The sequence below is a fragment of the Pseudomonas entomophila genome (assembly GCF_029478665.1).
GTDB lineage: Bacteria > Pseudomonadota > Gammaproteobacteria > Pseudomonadales > Pseudomonadaceae > Aquipseudomonas > Aquipseudomonas entomophila_F.
In genome coordinates this window covers 1-15614 of the sequence record NZ_JARPQB010000072.1, presented here as the reverse complement: position 1 = coordinate 15614, position 15614 = coordinate 1, and the positions used below count along the sequence as shown (strand labels likewise).

15 protein-coding genes and 2 pseudogenes are annotated in these 15614 nt (G+C 62.6%); 11 read left to right on the top strand and 6 right to left on the bottom strand.

Annotated elements, in window-relative coordinates:
- A partial coding sequence (locus P5705_RS24855) for a hypothetical protein (RefSeq protein WP_277463526.1) occupies positions 1-898 on the top strand: 898 nt, incomplete at its 5' end.
- Between the two features lie 219 nt (positions 899-1117).
- Here the strand turns inward: P5705_RS24855 and P5705_RS24850 are convergent.
- Positions 1118-1217: pseudogene (locus P5705_RS24850) on the bottom strand (IS5/IS1182 family transposase); the annotation flags it as partial.
- 150 nt (positions 1218-1367) lie between these two features.
- Between P5705_RS24850 and P5705_RS24845 the strand changes: the two are divergent.
- The 3 genes from P5705_RS24845 (at position 1368) to P5705_RS24835 (ending at position 4303) form a co-directional block, all read left to right on the top strand.
- On the top strand, positions 1368-2204 hold the full coding sequence (locus P5705_RS24845) for a bifunctional allantoicase/(S)-ureidoglycine aminohydrolase (protein ID WP_110994410.1): 837 nt from the start codon (positions 1368-1370) through the stop codon (positions 2202-2204).
- A gap of 124 nt (positions 2205-2328) precedes the next feature.
- On the top strand, positions 2329-2928 hold the full coding sequence (locus P5705_RS24840; RefSeq protein ID WP_277463525.1) for an START domain-containing protein: 600 nt from the start codon (positions 2329-2331) through the stop codon (positions 2926-2928).
- A gap of 205 nt (positions 2929-3133) precedes the next feature.
- On the top strand, positions 3134-4303 hold the full coding sequence (locus P5705_RS24835) for an MFS transporter (protein WP_277463524.1): 1170 nt from the start codon (positions 3134-3136) through the stop codon (positions 4301-4303).
- On the opposite strand, the gene P5705_RS24830 is transcribed toward P5705_RS24835, so the two are convergent.
- Positions 4262-5311, bottom strand: a complete 1050-nt coding sequence (locus P5705_RS24830; RefSeq protein ID WP_277463523.1) for an alpha/beta hydrolase family protein — start codon at positions 5309-5311, stop codon at positions 4262-4264. The genes P5705_RS24835 and P5705_RS24830 overlap by 42 nt on opposite strands.
- A gap of 135 nt (positions 5312-5446) precedes the next feature.
- Positions 5447-6058, bottom strand: a complete 612-nt coding sequence (locus P5705_RS24825; RefSeq protein WP_277463522.1) for an FMN-dependent NADH-azoreductase — start codon at positions 6056-6058, stop codon at positions 5447-5449.
- Between the two features lie 133 nt (positions 6059-6191).
- Between P5705_RS24825 and P5705_RS24820 the strand changes: the two genes are divergently transcribed.
- Both P5705_RS24820 and P5705_RS24815 read left to right on the top strand, forming a co-directional pair.
- The gene (locus P5705_RS24820; RefSeq protein WP_252089491.1) at positions 6192-7094 is read left to right on the top strand and encodes a LysR substrate-binding domain-containing protein; all 903 of its coding nucleotides are present in this window, start codon (positions 6192-6194) and stop codon (positions 7092-7094) included.
- On the top strand, positions 7087-7467 hold the full coding sequence (locus tag P5705_RS24815; RefSeq protein WP_277463521.1) for an MmcQ/YjbR family DNA-binding protein: 381 nt from the start codon (positions 7087-7089) through the stop codon (positions 7465-7467). The genes P5705_RS24820 and P5705_RS24815 overlap by 8 nt, the downstream gene beginning before the upstream one ends.
- A gap of 92 nt (positions 7468-7559) precedes the next feature.
- Here P5705_RS24815 and P5705_RS24810 read toward each other — a convergent pair whose 3' ends face one another.
- Both P5705_RS24810 and P5705_RS24805 read right to left on the bottom strand, forming a co-directional pair.
- Entirely contained in the window at positions 7560-7961 is a 402-nt protein-coding gene (locus P5705_RS24810) for a DUF1294 domain-containing protein (RefSeq protein WP_277463527.1), read from the bottom strand.
- Positions 7961-8791, bottom strand: coding sequence for an undecaprenyl-diphosphate phosphatase (locus P5705_RS24805; protein ID WP_277463520.1), 831 nt, complete (start codon positions 8789-8791; stop codon positions 7961-7963). The genes P5705_RS24810 and P5705_RS24805 overlap by 1 nt, the downstream gene beginning before the upstream one ends.
- 301 nt (positions 8792-9092) lie before the next feature.
- Between P5705_RS24805 and P5705_RS26510 the strand changes: the two are divergent.
- The 3 genes and pseudogenes from P5705_RS26510 to P5705_RS24795 form a co-directional block, all read left to right on the top strand.
- Positions 9093-9854: pseudogene (locus tag P5705_RS26510) on the top strand (cache domain-containing protein); the annotation flags it as partial.
- A 138-nt stretch (positions 9855-9992) separates the two neighbouring features.
- Positions 9993-10727: a methyl-accepting chemotaxis protein gene (locus P5705_RS26505; RefSeq protein ID WP_431196978.1), complete on the top strand. Its 735-nt coding sequence runs from the start codon at positions 9993-9995 to the stop codon at positions 10725-10727.
- Between the two features lie 89 nt (positions 10728-10816).
- Entirely contained in the window at positions 10817-12511 is a 1695-nt protein-coding gene (locus P5705_RS24795; protein ID WP_277463517.1) for a DUF2599 domain-containing protein, read from the top strand.
- An 81-nt stretch (positions 12512-12592) separates the two neighbouring features.
- Here P5705_RS24795 and P5705_RS24790 read toward each other — a convergent pair whose 3' ends face one another.
- Complete coding sequence (locus P5705_RS24790; protein ID WP_277463515.1) at positions 12593-13834, bottom strand: DUF2599 domain-containing protein; 1242 nt, start codon at positions 13832-13834, stop codon at positions 12593-12595.
- Between the two features lie 213 nt (positions 13835-14047).
- On the opposite strand from P5705_RS24790, the gene pnuC reads away from it, so the two are divergent.
- Positions 14048-14614 (top strand): nicotinamide riboside transporter PnuC, encoded by a 567-nt coding sequence (gene pnuC, locus P5705_RS24785; protein WP_277463514.1) that lies wholly within the window; start codon positions 14048-14050, stop codon positions 14612-14614.
- On the top strand, positions 14611-15162 hold the full coding sequence (locus P5705_RS24780) for an AAA family ATPase (protein WP_277463513.1): 552 nt from the start codon (positions 14611-14613) through the stop codon (positions 15160-15162). The genes pnuC and P5705_RS24780 overlap by 4 nt, the downstream gene beginning before the upstream one ends.
- Positions 15163-15614 lie beyond the last annotated feature (452 nt).

The window sequence follows — 15614 nt, the reverse complement described above, 5'->3', positions numbered from 1 at the left end:
AGCCGTCCATTTCCGGCTGATGGGCAACTTGTTCGGAGTTTCCTTAGCAGCAAGCAGAGAGGACGTAATGAATGTATTCAATGCCATTGTGGAGGCACGAAACATTATCCAAAACGCCGAGTACGAGCTGAATGACTTTATCTACTCCAAGCGTAAGCATATCGCCTTCGGCATTATTGAAAACGCGGCCACAGCCGCAGTCTCGTCCATCTTGTCTTTTTTGGTTTCGGTGCCGGCTCTAATCATTGGGGGCGTGCCTGCGGCTGTGACGGCAAGCGCAGTCACTGGCTTGGCCGTTAGCGTCGCCATACCGCCCCCTGCAATAACCCCGGACCTGAACACTGCAGAAAACATACAAGCCAAATCGAAGGGCTTCAGAGCGCTAATCGGAACCAAGGTGGAAAGTTTCCTCACCAAGGAAAATATCGCAGACAAAGGAGCAGATTACATGACAAACAGGGCTATGGACCTTGTCGTACATGTGGCTGACCAGGCTGTATCGGCTCCCTCCATATCAATAAGCACTCTGAAAAATATCGCTCTCGATGCCAGCAAAGCAGGAGCGCTTACGAAAGAGGACCTCCTTGGGCAGGCGAGAAAAAGCTTGGATAAAACAAGAAATGTACTGGAGAGCATCAACGATGAATTTACAACCGCATTCGAAAACCTCGGAAAACCAGTGACCAAAATTAACGGGACGTGGGAGGTGGTCAGCGCGGACGGCCCTGAGCATGCGTCAGACATAGGCATTGAAACAACCAAGCGCCTGATGCCATATATTCTTACGCGTTCAAAATATACAGACCAATTCAACCAGACCATGGCACGCTTGGGCGAATTAGGAAAAACGCTCAATCGCCTTGAGCAACGCCAGTTGAATAGCCACAAAAAGCATTAGTGTCCTGCCTCGGAAATACGTTCTCTTTTGGCGAGTGGCTTGGGTGTTCGGCCAAAACGCCGCGACGAGTCATGGCAGGGCTATGGCGAGGAGTGGCAACGCCGGCCGGGCGCCCAAGACGCCGCCAAAAGTGAACAACTTAGTTCCGAGACAGGACACTAGCCACTTCGCCGACAAACCAACTCAAACGGCCTTTTCCAATCCCGACGGGGCACGGTATCAAAGGTAATGACATAGACACCGCCGCCAGCAAGCCAGAGCGGCCATCGCCCGAAGCTTGCAGTAGCGTGCCCAGGCGGCGGTGCTCCTTCAGCCACCCGGTTCAGAAATTCAAAAATCAAATACCGGGTATTTCAACATTTAATTTGTGGATGCCACGAATAGGCTCTTATGCTGTCCACGCATCCCCTGCACGCACCGGCCGGTGTGGAGAAAGGCATGGGGAGAGAACAACAAGTCGAGACCGTTCATGTCGAAACCTTCCTACTTCGCCCCCCACGGTGGGCACCCGGCTCAGACCGAGCTGCTGACTGACCGTGCCATGTTCACCGAAGCCTATGCCGTCATCCCCAAGGGCGTGATGCGTGACATCGTCACCAGCCACCTGCCGTTCTGGGACAAGATGCGCATGTGGGTCATCGCCCGCCCGCTGACCGGCTTCGCCGAGACCTTCTCCCAGTACATCGTCGAAGTCGCCCCCGAAGGCGGCAGCGAGCGCCCTGAGCTGGACCCGAACGCCGAGGCGGTGCTGTTCGTGGTCGAAGGCCAGATCGACATCACCGTCGAAGGCAAGCACCACACCCTGGTACCGGGCGGCTACGCCTTCCTCGCGCCAGGCGCCGAGTGGAGCCTGCGCAACAACAGCAAGGCCAACGTCACCTTCCACTGGCTGCGCAAGCACTACCAGAAAGTCGAAGGCTTGCCGGTACCCGAGTCGTTCGTCACCCACCGTGACAACGCCACCGTCATCGAGATGCCGGGCACCGAAGGTGCGTGGAAGACCACCCGCTTCGTCGACATGGCCGACATGCGCCACGACATGCACGTCAACATCGTGACCTTCCAGCCGGGCGGCGTGATCCCGTTCGCCGAAACCCACGTCATGGAACACGGCCTGTACGTGCTGGAAGGCAAGGCCGTGTACCGCCTGAACCAGGACTGGGTCGAGGTCGAGGCCGGTGACTTCATGTGGCTGCGCGCCTTCTGCCCACAGGCCTGCTATTCCGGCGGCCCTGGCCCGTTCAGCTACCTGCTGTACAAGGACGTCAACCGCCACGTGCACCTGACGCTCAACCCGCAGCGCTGATCCTCTTCATCGGCAAGCCGCCTCCCCGTAGGAGCCGGCTTGCCGGCGAACCTCTCCCCGTGGCAACCCACCCATTTGCCGCGCATACTGGCCACTCATCCCCTCTCCACGCACGGTACCGGCCATGAACCGCTACCCCCTGCTCGCCGCCTTGCTGCTGTCAGCCACCGTCCTGGCCACCGATACCTGGAACCTGGCCTACGACCGCGAAGGCATCCGTGTCTACCTGAGTGCCGTCGCCGAATCGCCCTACCAGCAATTCCGGGGTGTCAGCACCATGAAGGCCAGCGTACGCACCCTCACCGACCTGCAGGAAAACCTGCGGGTGGCCTGCAAATGGCTGTATGCCTGCGATCAGATGCGCCTGCTCGATGTCGAAGGTGACAGCACCTGGGTCTACCTGACCACCAACCTGCCGTGGCCCACCCTGCCACGGGACATCGTGCTGAAAGTGCGCACCGAGCGCCTGGACAATGGTTCGCTGGTACGCCACCTGAGCGCCGAGCCTGGCAGGCTGCCCGAACAACCGGGCCTGATCCGCGTGCGTCATCTGCGGGGCGAATGGGTCATGAAGCCTCTGGGTGATCGGCTGACCGAGGTAACTTATGAACTGCAGGCCGACCCGGCAGGTGATGTCCCGGGCTGGTTGGCCAACCGCTTCGTGGTCGACGCCCCGGTCGTCACGCTCAGAACGCTCAGGGCCGTTGCCGAGCGGCAACCCTGATTTCCTGGCGCGGTCCATGTAGGAGCCGGCTTTGCCGGCGAACCAAGCGACGCGGTGGATGGCACTGGCCCTGCCGGTGTTCGCCAGCAAGGCTGGCTCCTACAGGGTATGCGTATGACACGGAATATTAGTTAGCCTGCTTCCTTTTTCACCACGCAGCAGCCATCATGGCGCCACGCCCCACCGCCTGCCCGCGAACGATCCCATGACCGCGCAACAGCCCACCTCCGGCATCACGCTGCAGATCCTCTCCATCGTCTTCTATACCTTCATTGCCTTTCTCTGCATCGGCCTGCCGATCGCGGTACTGCCTGGCCATGTGCACGACCAGCTGGGCTTCGGCGCGGTCATCGCCGGGTTGACCATCGGCCTGCAATACCTTGCCACCCTGGTCAGCCGCCCATTCGCCGGCCGGGTCGCCGACACCCTGGGCGGCAAGCGGGCCATTCGCTACGGGTTGTACGGTATCGCCGGTTGCGGCGCGCTGACGCTGCTCTCGGCCTGGGCCCTTGCATTGCCCTGGCTGAGCCTGGCGCTGTTGTTGGGCGGGCGCCTGCTGCTGGGGATCGCCCAGGGGCTGATCGGCGTCGCTACCTTGAGCTGGGGAATCGGCCAGGTGGGGCCTGAACACACCGCACGGGTGATCTCGTGGAACGGTATCGCCTCGTATGGCGCCATTGCCATCGGCGCGCCGGCTGGCGTCCTGCTGGTAGGCAGCCTGGGCTTCGTGGTGCTGGGGCCTGTCCTGCTGACGCTGGCGATAATGGCCCTGCTGGTGCTTCGCACTCGCCCTGAAGTGCAGGTGGTACGCGGTGAGCGCCTGCCGTTCTGGTCGGCGTTCGGCCGGGTCGCACCTTGCGGCCTGGGGCTGACCCTGGCATCGATTGGCTACGGCACCCTGACCACCTTCGTCACGCTCTACTATCTTGAACGCGGCTGGGTCGGCGCAGCCTGGTGCCTCAGCGCGTTTGGCCTGTGCTTCATCCTGTCGCGGCTGCTGTTCGTCAATGCGGTCAACCGCTTCGGTGGCTACAACGTAGCGGTCACCTGCATGGCCACAGAAGTACTGGGGCTGACCTTGCTGTGGTTGGCGCCCTCACCACTGTGGGCAATGCTGGGCGCCGGGCTGACCGGATTCGGGCTGTCGCTGGTGTACCCCGCCCTGGGCGTGGAGGCGATTCGCCAAGTCCCCAGCAGCAGCCGGGGCGCGGGGCTTGGCGCCTACGCGGTGTTCTTCGACCTGGCCCTGGCCATCGCGGGCCCATTGATGGGCGCGGTGGCCGTGCACCTGGGATACGCCTCGATCTTCGCGGTCGCCGCCCTGCTGGCGCTGTCAGGGGTGGCCCTGACCCTGCTGCTGGCCCGTCGCGGCTGAGCGCTCGGCCGGCTCCGGGGCGCCCAGCGCCTGGCTGAAGAACGCCGTGGTCTCGCTGCGCAGCGAGCGATGGATATGGCGGCGGTCGACGCCTTCGGCGTCCTTGCACAGCGCAGGCATGCGCAGGTGCTGGTCATCATCGCAGGGCGCCATGAACACGAAATGCCCAGCCCCGGAGAGCAAACGGTAGTCCGGCGTGACCGGTAGCTTGCGCGCCAGCGCATCGGCATTGTGCTCGAGGGCCAGCAACTGGTCGTTGTCACCGCTGTAGATCAGCGCGGGCACATGCACGCTCGCCAGGGCATGACGGCCGAACATCAGGCTCAACGGTGCCATCAGCATCACCGCCCCTACGCGCGGGTCGGCCCGTGGGGCCAGCTCGCTGTGGTCGGCGATCAGCACCCCATGGGTCTTGCAGGCATCGGCGTCCGTGGGGCGTTCCTGGCAGTAGCGACGCAGGCGCTCCAGGTCGGGCCGGGCGCCCGACAGGATCAACGCGGTTTCACCGCCCGCGGAGTAACCGATCACGCCAACCTTGCCATCGTTCAGATAAGGTGCCAGCAGCTTGTCTGCGCGCACCGCCGTGATCGCCGCGCTGATCTGCAAGGGGCGGCCGTAGAGATTGCTGAGGGTACCCAGCCGACTGTGATCCCGGCCATTGTCACCGGGGTGGACCACCGCCACCACCACGAACCCCTGCCGCGCCAGGCCATTGGCCAGGTCATGCAGGGCCATCGGGCTGCCGGCGTTACCGTGGGAGATGACCAGCAAGGGGAACTGCCCCATGGCCACCGGCGCCTCTTCTGCGACCCGGGTCTGATAGCCTTCGATGCGCAATGGGCGTGCTTCGCCGCTGGAGGGGTAGAACACCAGCGCCTGCATGGGCCGGGCATCCACCGGGTCAGTCAGGGTGAGCCGATGCAGCCCGGCCACCCACGGCGCGGCGTCGGCCTGGGCCATCAGGCTGCCGAGCAGCACACAGGTAATCAAGGTGAGGAATCTGTTCATGCGCAGGCGCTCCCACGCCCGCATGGCGGACGTACTCGCCAGCTTAGAACCCGTTGTGCTCAGCCAACATGAAAAAAGCATGAAAAAAAGCCGACCGGCGCCTTGGGGCGACGATCGGCTTTTTTATCGCCTCGATCAGGCTGCGGCGAACAGCTCGCCCGCGATCTGCGCCTGGGCGGCGTCGATGGCCTTGGCGCGGTGCTCAGGACCGTAGGCCAGGCCGTGGGCGCGAACGATCTCCAGGTCGGTGATACCGATGAAGCCCAGGAACACTTTCAGGAAGTCTTCGTGGCCGACGCCAGTCGGCTGGCCTTGGTGCAGGCCACCGGCAGTGGAAACCAGGATCACCTTCTTGTCACCGCACAGCCCTTCGGGGCCGGCTTCGGTGTAGCGGAACGTCTTGCCGGCGACGGCGACGCGGTCGATCCAGGCCTTGAGCTGGGTCGGCACGGTGAAGTTGTACATCGGCGCACCGATCACCACCGCGTCGGCGGCCAGGAACTCTTCCAGGGTTTCGGCGCTGAGCTTGGCTTCATGGGCTTGGGCGGCATCGCGCACGGCTTCAGGGGTGCCGGCGGCCACCAGGGTGGCGGCGGAGAAGTGGCTGATGGCGTCGGCGGCCAGGTCACGGTAGACCACTTCGATGCCTGGCTCGGCGGCTTTCCAGGCCTCGACCACTTCGCGGCTCAGCTGACGGGAGGCGGAATTGTCGCCCAGGATGCTCGAATCGATATGCAACAGTTTCATGGGACTCTCCTGTGAAAGAAGACCGCGGCGGTGGGCGATCACGATGGGGAGAATCCTATCGACACAGCGAATGACTGATAAGCCGGCAAAAACGCGCTAGATTGTTCCACTGGTGGAACAATGAGATTGTCATATGCAAGACCTCAACGACCTCTTCTACTTCGCCCGGGTGGTCGAAGCCGGTGGTTTCGCCGCCGCCGGGCGCCAGCTGGGCATCCCCAAGTCGCGTCTGTCGCGGCGCATCGCCGAGCTGGAGGAGCGCCTGGGCACGCGCCTGCTGCAACGTACTACCCGGCAACTCAAGCTCACGGCGGTTGGCGAGCGTTACCTGCATCATTGCCAGGCCATGTTGTTGGAAGCGGAAATGGCCGACGAAGTGGTGGCCAGCATGTCCAGCGAGCCCCGTGGCCGGTTGCGGGTGTCTTGCCCGGTGGCCCTGGCCCATGCCTTCCTGCCGGACGTGATCAGCCGCTTTCTCGCCCAGTACCCGCTGGTACAGCTGGACATGGTGCTGCTCAATCGCCGAGTGGACCTGATCTCGGAAGGCATCGACGTGGCCCTGCGGGTGCGTGACCTGGGCGATGAAGACCCGGCCCTGGTCACCCGTCGCCTGCGCCAGGCGCAGATGCAACTGGTGGCCGCGCCGGGGTTCGCCGATCACATCCGCGAACCGTCCGAATTGGCCACCCTACCGGTGCTCGGCGCAGCGGAGGCGGACCGCCTGGTACATTTCCGCCTGTTCGGCCCCAACGGGCGCCAGGAGGATGTCGCTCTCGAGCCGCGCCTGGCCATCGACGATTTTGTCGTGCGCAACGCAGCGGTGCGCGCGGGCCTGGGCTTCACCGCGCTGCCGAGCATGTTCTGCGAGCAAGAGCTGGAACGTGGCGAACTGGTTCGCCTGTTGCCAGACTGGTCGCTGCCGGGCGGCTACCTGCAAGCGGTCTACCCGCACCGGCGTGGATTACTGCCTGCGGTCAGGGTATGGATCGACCACCTGGCCGCCTCGTTCGAAGCCTGTGGAGAGCGTTATGTCTGAGAAAAGGATGACCGACGAGCAGGTTGCGGCGTATTGCCTGGGCCTGCCTGGAGCACGGGAAGATTACAAGTGGGGCGGGATCCGGGTGTTCTCGGTGGCGGGCAACAAGATGTTCGCGATACAGGGGTTGAACGGTGACGGGCTGGCGTTCAAGGTTGCCGACGAGTTGTTCCTGGGTTACTGCGATCGCCCGGGCATCCGCCCGGCGCCTTACCTGGCAAGGGCCAAGTGGATCAGCATGGAGCACCCCTACCCCATGGGCCGCGAGGAGCTCAGCGAGCTGCTGCGCCGCTCGCACCAACTGGTGGTGCGACGGTTGCCCAAGCGCTTGCAGGTGGGAATGTTGCTTACGGAGGGCGACGCGTCGTTGTAGGAGCCGGCTTGCCGGCGAACCAGGCGACGCGGTGGATGGCACCGGCCTTGCCGGTGTTCGCCGGCAAGGCCGGCTCCTACAGGGGGCCGCGATTACACCAGCCGACCCAACCAGCGCCCGCCCAGCAGCAGATGGTCGGCCCAGAACATCTGGTGCAACAGCACGATGCCCCAGAACACAGCCTGATACGACACCTTGCGGGTCTTGTGCCGGAACAACTGCTGCGCGAGCAGCGCCCCCGGCCAGCCCCCCAGAAGCTCACTTGCGTGCAGCACCTTTTCCGGGGTTCGCCAGGCCTGGGTACGCGCCTGCTGCTTGTCCTGCCAGTACAGCAGCAGGCTGACCAGGCTCACCGCCGGATACAACGCCAACGGTACCCAGGACTGGCCATTCAACCCCATCTGCAGGCCGCCCAGCACCGGCAACAGGCATAACCCAGCCAGTACCAGCAGTTTCAGGCGCGCATTGCGCACGCCTTCCTGCCCACGCGCCATCAGCCGTGCGCCGTCGACCAGTCGACCCAACCGAACTCCCAGGTCGCCAGGATCAGCAGGCCAAAGGCGATGCGGTACCAGGCGAACACCGCGTAGCTATGGTTGGCGATGAACTTGAGCAGGGCACGCACGGCGATCATGGCAAAGATGAACGAGACCACGAAGCCCAGGGCGAACACCGGCAAGTCACCTGGCTGGAAAAGCTCACGGTACTTGTAGCCTGAGTAGACCGCCGCCCCGACCATGGTCGGCATGGCCAGGAAGAACGAAAACTCGGTGGCAGCCTTGCGTGACAGGCCGAACAGCAGGCCACCAATGATGGTCGAGCCGGAGCGCGAGGTCCCCGGGATCATTGCCAGGCACTGGACGAAACCGATCTTCAACGCGTGGTGCCAGCTCATCTCGTCGACATGGTCGACCTCGATGCGGTGCTGGCGACGCTCCGCCCACAGCATGATCACCCCGCCGACCACCAGCGCCGCAGCCACGGTGATGGGGTTGAACAGGTACTCATGGATCAGGTCGGCGAACAGCACCCCCAGCACCACCGCCGGGAAGAAGGCGATCAGCAGGTTGGCGGTGAACCGCCGGGCGGGCGCCTGGGTGGGTAGCCCCAGCACCACATCGAAGATCTTGCGGCGGAACTCCCACACCACGGCGAGGATGGCGCCGAGCTGGATGATGATGTTGAACGCCATGGCGCGCTCACCACCAAAGTTGATCAAGTCAGCGACGATGATCTGGTGCCCGGTGCTTGAAATCGGCAGGAACTCCGTCAGGCCCTCGACCACGCCCAAGATGATTGCCTGCAAGGCACTCCAAAAATCCATCATTCCCCCAGTGAAGCGCTGCCGGTGGCAGGCCCGTTGTTTTTGATTTGCATGTTCGTGCCTATGGAAGGCGAGGCTGTTTTACAGCGACAGTTGTTCGCAAAGCCAGCTGAAAAGTCCAGTGGACTAAAGGTTTCATCTGGCGCGGCCGAAATCCTAGCAGAGCGCCCCTTTGAAGGCTTGCATTACCTGCACAACACGGATTGTCTCGGCGGGCACTTAGCCGTTGGTCGAGTAGGGACTGCCGGCAAAGCATGCTTGGATGCTTGGGATAAAAAGAAAAACACCGGAGTAATGCATCATGAAGACCCTGAGGTCGATGTCGATCAGCCGCCGCCTGTGGCTGATCCTGCTGGTCGCCGTGGCCATGCTGGTGGTACTGGGGCTTTTGATGCTGCGCCAGATCCATGGCGACCTGTATCAGGCCAAGGCCGAGAAAACCCGCCACGTGGTGCAGACCGCCGCCGGTGTGCTGGCCTATTACCAGGGCCTGGAAGCCGCCGGCACACTGAGCCGCGAGGCGGCGCAGCAACAGGCGCTGACCGCAGTGCGTGGCCTGCGCTACGACCAGAACGACTATTTCTGGATCAACGACCTGACCCCGCGGATGGTCATGCACCCGGCCAACCCCAAGCTCGATGGCCAGGACCTCTCCGCCATCCGCGACCCCGACGGCTTCGCCGTGTTCAACGAGATGGTCGCCCTCGCCCGCAGCCAGGGCGCCGGGCCGGTCGACTACCGCTGGCCCAAGCCCGGGGCCAGCGACCCCGTGGCCAAGACCTCCTATATCCAGCTGTTCAAGCCCTGGGGCTGGATCATCGGTTCGGGGGTCTACGTCGACGATGTGCAGGCTGAGTTCGCTCGCCAGTTGCGCGACGCCTCGCTGCTGGGCCTGGGTATCGCCCTGCTGATGACCCTGCTGGTGGTGCTCATCGCCCGCAGCATTGCCCAACCGCTACAGGAGGCGGTGCAGGCCATGGGCAACATCGCCAGTGGCGAAAGCGACCTGACCCGCCGCCTGGATACCCACGGCCGTGACGAAATCACTCACTTGGGTGAGCACTTCAATCGTTTCAACGGCAAGCTGCAAGGTGTGATCGGCCAGTTGCAGGGCGCCGCCCACGCCCTGGCCGAGTCGGCCAGCCACGTCGGCGACAACGCCGGCTCCGCCCAGGCCCGCAGCGCCCAGCAGTCGCTGCAGATGGATCAGGTGGCCACGGCTGTCAACGAGGTCACCTACGCCGTGCACGATGTGGCCAAGCATGCCGAGCAGGCCGCCAGCGAGATGCGCAACGCCCAGCAGCAGGTCGGCCACGGCCAGCAGGCGATCCACGGCAGCCTGCAGCAGATCGACCGGCTCTCGGCAACCATCGACCAGGCGGTCCAGGTCATCCGCGAACTGGCCAGCCACAGCACGAAGATCGGTGGTGTGCTCGAAGTGATCCGTTCGATCGCCGAACAGACCAACCTGCTCGCCCTCAACGCAGCCATCGAGGCGGCCCGGGCCGGTGAGCAAGGCCGCGGCTTTGCCGTGGTCGCCGACGAGGTGCGCCTGCTGGCCCAGCGCACCGCGCAGTCGACCGCCGAGATCCAGACCATGATCGAGCACCTGCAGGGGCAGTCCGAAGCGGCGGTGAAGGCCATCGACACCAGCAGCGAAGCTTCACGCCAGACAGTAGAGCAAGCCCGCGAAGCGGGCACCAGCCTCGACGCCATCAGCCAGGCCCTGGGCAACCTGGGCGCGCTGAACGCCTCGATCGCCAGCGCCACCCTGCAGCAATCGCACGTGGTGGAGGAGATCAATCGCAACGTGACCGAGACCGCCGACTTGTCGCAGCAGACCGCCGAGGCGGCGCGCCAGTCCAGCGATGCGGGTGCGTCCCTGGCGCGCTTGAGCGAAGAACTGGAGCAGTTGTTGCGCCAGTTCCGCGTCTGAAAGCAGAGGCGACCTAGCAGTATTGCCAGTAGACGCTCCCGGCAACAGAACAGATGGTGGTCGCTTCCTCATCACAGGAAGTGACCACCATGCACAAGTATCCTCTGACGCTCGCATTACTGTCTCCCTTGCCCCTGGCCTACGCCGGCCCCACCATCACTGACGCGCTCGATCCACAACAGACTGCCGAACGCATCAACCGCAGTTACAACCATTTGGTCGACGCCTGCTTGGAGCCCGAGTCCGGTGCGCCGCGCGGGCACTATTACTGTAGTGGTGTAACGCTGCGCATGGTCGACAACGGCAACTTCAACCCCTGGGACTACAGCCCCACCGCCGTGAAGATCGGAGCAAGCTCGTTCACCTGGATCCGCAAGGATCTGAGCATCACCAAACTTGTACGCCCGGCGGGTTTCATCCTGCGCACCCCGATGGACGCGCGGGATACGGGACGTCCAGTCATGGAAACCGGTGCCCTCTGCGTATTCAGCTTCGACGGCTGCTCCAGCCCCAAACGCGGCTGGCATGGCTGTGGCATGTACCCGCCGGGAGAAACCGCGCCTTGCGGGGCATCCGATGCGGCGGCCTCCATCGATACATCACGCGTACCGCCCAGCCCACCTCCAGCGTCCGCAACCGTTCCAGCCAACTTGAACAGTACCCTGGCGTATGGCAGCTGCGATACCGAGCAGGTCGATAGCGCCGAAACCTGGCGTAAACGCTTCACAAACCAAGTGCAAAAAGGCCAATGTTCCTGGAATGCCGAGCAACCAAGCGACTGGCAAGCGATGATCCAAACGCACCAGAACCCCGGCAATCAACGTGAAGCCTGGATTACTCCCGACCAATTCAATGAGTTCCTGATTCGCACGGCATCCGATGGAACCGACGGTAGTGCACGCATGAAGTACATCGACGCGTTCGTCTACGACCCCAACACAACGTTCGTCGCCAACACAATTGGCGATATCAAAAAAGCAACGCCCACCCAAGGCCTGCCTGTCGCCCAGGAGTTCCAACGCAAACTGTTCATCCTAGGCTATGCCGTGCCAGTACTGCGCATGGATTTCACCCTGCCAGCGCAGTACCGCTTCAGTTACCTGGCCGGCGACCAAGTGGTCAGCGTGGGCGTCAACGGACCGATCAAGCAACACTACATCCAGGCCGCCAACTGGGAGCTGCGTCTGGACCCGGGCTCGGGACGTCAGGAATGGACGTTGGTGATCATCCCCACCGCACTGGGCAAACAGAAGCAAGTCGATGACCAACAGGCACTCTATGACGAGCTGTTCGAACTGCGTGGCAACGACCGGCAGTGGCGTGAGGGTGAAACCAGCACTGGCAGCATGCGTCAGCAGCTGGCCTGCCTGATCGACAACTACCCAGCCAAGACGGTATGGAACATCGAGCCATTCCGGCCCAGGGTCAGCGACGCCGAAGCGGCCAAGGCGGGCTGCAATCCTCACTCTCCCGCTACGTCCAAACTGATTGCCGCATCGGCCTGGTCGCAGTTCACCGATGCCAAGACTGGCGAAAGGCGTTGGGGGCTGCGAGTGGTGCCCACCCAGGGCGGACGTGCGGCCCCGAATGAAGAGCTGTACCAGGAACTGCTCAGGCTTCGCGGCCGAGATCGGGAATGGCAAGAAGGCGGCGAAGGTAGCATGCGGGTGCAATTGGCCTGCCTGCAGAACAACTATCGCACCAAGGCCGACTGGAATCTGGAGCCCTACCGCCCGGCGGTGAGCGAAGTCGATGCCAAGGCACAGGGCTGCAATCCGGTTTGACTGGCCTGAATGAAAATGCCGACCTGCCAATGCCACGGGCAGGTCGACGACTTCGTCACGCTTGATGCCTTGAGCAGCCCCTCAATAGGGGTTGCACTGCATCGCTACCGCCTTCTGGTGATCGACATAGGGGCGTGCCGGCTCGAGGTTCCATTCCGGTTTGTCGCGTACCGGTCGGCCATCGATGACTGCCGCCAGGTGACAGACCATCTGCCGGCGCAGGGATCCACCATTGACGCTGTATTGCCGCCACTGATCATCGTCTTTGTGCTTGTTGTACAACTCGGCGAACATCCTGTCGGTTTCATCGTCCTGGATTTTTCGCCCGCACTCGGTGGGCACCACCTGGAGCGTCCAGGTATCCTTTCCGAGTTTAGGATCATCGCGCTTCACCCAGGTACTCGATTGAATGTACTTGTCGCAATACTGCCTGGCCGGTGGTGTAGGCGCCGTGCCGGTGCACGAGAACGTGGCTTTGCCGTTGGGCGTTTTGGGGAAGTCGATCTTGACGATGTTGCGATCCTTGCCAGTCTTTGCCTTGTAGTCCGCCGCGTTTTTCCTGGCGTCCTCAAGGCCTCGCGAGTCGCTATAGAAGAACGCCAGTATCGGTAGTTCGTCGGTTTTCGGATTACCCAGGCGCAGCTCCGTCTGAGTCTCGAACTGGCGCGTGTTTATGACTTGCCGTGCCTTGATGAACTGCTGGAACGCGACCGTGCGCTTTTCGTTATCTTCAGCGCTTCGGCCACGCATGTTGAAGCCGCACTGCCTTTGATCCTGCGCCCTGTCCCTCTCATATTTGTTGAACAGTGCCAACCATGCCTTGGCATCATTGATAGGCGGTTTCATGGATTGGCAAACCGGCTCTTGCGTCGATGTGGTGTTCTTGTTGTCGCCACACCCCTGATCATCCCGGTAATCCGTCCACGCGTCGTTTGGAAAGGCACAGTAGACATGCACGGGGTTCTCCGGCTTCTTGACCAAATCGAACGGCGCGATGAGGTAGCCATTTTGCGTGCTCATGCCGGGGTCTTCATAGCTGATCCCGTCGGCACGCATAAAGGACGCTGCAAAGGTCCCCAGTTTCTGCGCTGTCGGGCTGGGGTTCCACACGTCATATTCGCCTTTGGGCGCCCGGTGCGTTCCCCTGATCAGCAGCCCTGAACAGTTCGATGCCGGGCCCGATTCACATCGGTCGACGGTATTGTTGTACAACGCTTCCACTGTCTTGAGCGTTTCGGCACAGGTCTCGGCGGTGGCTGCCAGGGGTTGCAACAGCCAGGGGAAAAACAGATACGGTAAAAGCCTCTCGAGTCGCTTAGTCATGATGACCTCATTCAGTTCGTTGACTGATGTTCAATCCATTGGGCGCAAACCGACTCGGAGTGGCCGCTTCACGCCTCAGTCGAAAACTGACAGCTTCAGCAAACCAGCGAAACTGACAAAAATGACAGGCGACAGCTTCCTCCGGCCTACTGGAACTTGGCGTGCCGCAAGGTACAATCCCTGCCCTACTCTCGAATTCGCCAAGGAACGCCGATGTCCGGCCTCGAACTCTTCGCCGCCGCGCTTGGCGTCATCGCCGTCTGGCTCACGGTCAAGCAAAACCCCTGGTGCTGGCCGATCGGCCTGGTGATGGTGATGCTCTACAGCTGGATCTTCTATGAGGAGAAGCTGTACTCGAACATGCTCCTGCAGTTGGTCTTCGCAGTGCTGCAACTCTATGGCTGGAGGCAATGGACCCGCTCCGACCATGTCGAAGATGCCCGCCAGGTTTCCAGCCTCGACCTCCCACAGATCGTCGGCGGACTGGGCGTGGGTCTGCTGGGCAGCCTCTTGCTTGGCGCGGCCATGGCCCATTGGACCAATGCCACGCAACCCTGGCTGGATGCCGCGCTGACCGGTTTCAGCCTGGTGGCGCAGCTGTGGATGGCGCAGAAGCGCCTGCAATGCTGGGCACTGTGGGTGGTGGTGGATGTGATCTTTGTCGGCCTGTTCCTGTACCAGGGTCTGTATCTCACCGCAGCCTTGTATGCCCTGTTCACCCTGATCGCCGTGCGCGGCTGGCTGGAGTGGCGCCGTGACCCGGCGCTGGCCGGCGCATGAAGGTCCTGGTGCTGTGTGGCCCTGAATCCAGTGGCAAGAGCTGGCTCAGTGGCGAGATCCAGGCGCACTTCGGCGGCGAGCTGGTCGGCGAATACGTTCGCCACTTCATCGACGAGCAAGGCCGCGATACCTGTTACGCCGACATTCCCGCCATCGCCCGCGGCCAGCTGGCCTGGGAAGACAACGCCCGCATTCGCCGGCCAGAGCTGTTGATTCTCGATACCCACCTGCTCAGCAACCTGCTGTGGAGCCGGGCGCTGTTCGGCGACTGTCCGGCCTGGCTCGAGCAGGCACTGCTCGAGCGCCGATATGACCTGCACCTGCTGCTCGACCCGATGGGTGTCGACTGGGTGGGCGATGGCCAGCGTTGTCAGCCCGAGTTGAGCCAGCGCCAGGCGTTTTTTGACGACAGCCTTCAATGGTTGCAACGCCACCAGCAGCCTCTCCAGGTCGTGGGCGGTGATTGGCCACGACGCAGCGCAGCGGCCTTGAACGCCGTGCAACGCCTGCTCGATGGGAAAACACCGGATTGCGCCACCGAGTGTTAAGTCGCTGACACACCCCATGGGCCTAAGTGCCCGTCACTGGGCGTCGCTCGCCCGCCCGGGGTTGGAGTGTCACGCCGGTGAAACAGCCCCGCAAGCCCGTTTGCGGGGGTAAACACTCCTCCAGGCTACGAATTGCCCGAAAGTCTGTCTCAACGTTGATACAGCGGATTCCTGGCGCCCTCACCTTTCCAACGCAAACCATTGATTCTCATCAATTAACAAAAACCGGCACACCTTCTGCTTTCTTCCCGGCAACGCTGAGCCGGGCCAGCGACCTGAAGAAGGAATTGCCATCGTGAGGACACCGAAAAAAGGCATCCATAGCCTCCTGCTGGTCGGTTGCGCACTGGCCTGCGGCGTGAGCGTGCCCGTGTACGCCGACAACGGCATCATCGTCATCACCCGCGATGTACAACCGCGCATCGCCACGACCCGCCCCCTTGCCCCCGACC

Excerpts from the sequence above, each read along its gene's own strand:
- P5705_RS24790 (WP_277463515.1), bottom strand. The coding sequence starts at position 13,834 with ATGACTAAGCGACTCGAGAGGCTTTTACCGTATCTGTTTTTCCCCTGG.
- pnuC (WP_277463514.1), top strand. The coding sequence starts at position 14,048 with ATGTCCGGCCTCGAACTCTTCGCCGCCGCGCTTGGCGTCATCGCCGTC.
- P5705_RS24830 (WP_277463523.1), bottom strand. The coding sequence starts at position 5,311 with ATGAACAGATTCCTCACCTTGATTACCTGTGTGCTGCTCGGCAGCCTG.
- P5705_RS24815 (WP_277463521.1), top strand. The coding sequence starts at position 7,087 with ATGTCTGAGAAAAGGATGACCGACGAGCAGGTTGCGGCGTATTGCCTG.
- P5705_RS24840 (WP_277463525.1), top strand. The coding sequence starts at position 2,329 with ATGAACCGCTACCCCCTGCTCGCCGCCTTGCTGCTGTCAGCCACCGTC.
- P5705_RS24845 (WP_110994410.1), top strand. The coding sequence starts at position 1,368 with ATGTCGAAACCTTCCTACTTCGCCCCCCACGGTGGGCACCCGGCTCAG.
- P5705_RS24825 (WP_277463522.1), bottom strand. The coding sequence starts at position 6,058 with ATGAAACTGTTGCATATCGATTCGAGCATCCTGGGCGACAATTCCGCC.
- P5705_RS24780 (WP_277463513.1), top strand. The coding sequence starts at position 14,611 with ATGAAGGTCCTGGTGCTGTGTGGCCCTGAATCCAGTGGCAAGAGCTGG.
- P5705_RS24795 (WP_277463517.1), top strand. The coding sequence starts at position 10,817 with ATGCACAAGTATCCTCTGACGCTCGCATTACTGTCTCCCTTGCCCCTG.
- P5705_RS24810 (WP_277463527.1), bottom strand. The coding sequence starts at position 7,961 with ATGGCGCGTGGGCAGGAAGGCGTGCGCAATGCGCGCCTGAAACTGCTG.
- P5705_RS26505 (WP_431196978.1), top strand. The coding sequence starts at position 9,993 with ATGGATCAGGTGGCCACGGCTGTCAACGAGGTCACCTACGCCGTGCAC.
- P5705_RS24835 (WP_277463524.1), top strand. The coding sequence starts at position 3,134 with ATGACCGCGCAACAGCCCACCTCCGGCATCACGCTGCAGATCCTCTCC.
- P5705_RS24805 (WP_277463520.1), bottom strand. The coding sequence starts at position 8,791 with ATGGATTTTTGGAGTGCCTTGCAGGCAATCATCTTGGGCGTGGTCGAG.
- P5705_RS24820 (WP_252089491.1), top strand. The coding sequence starts at position 6,192 with ATGCAAGACCTCAACGACCTCTTCTACTTCGCCCGGGTGGTCGAAGCC.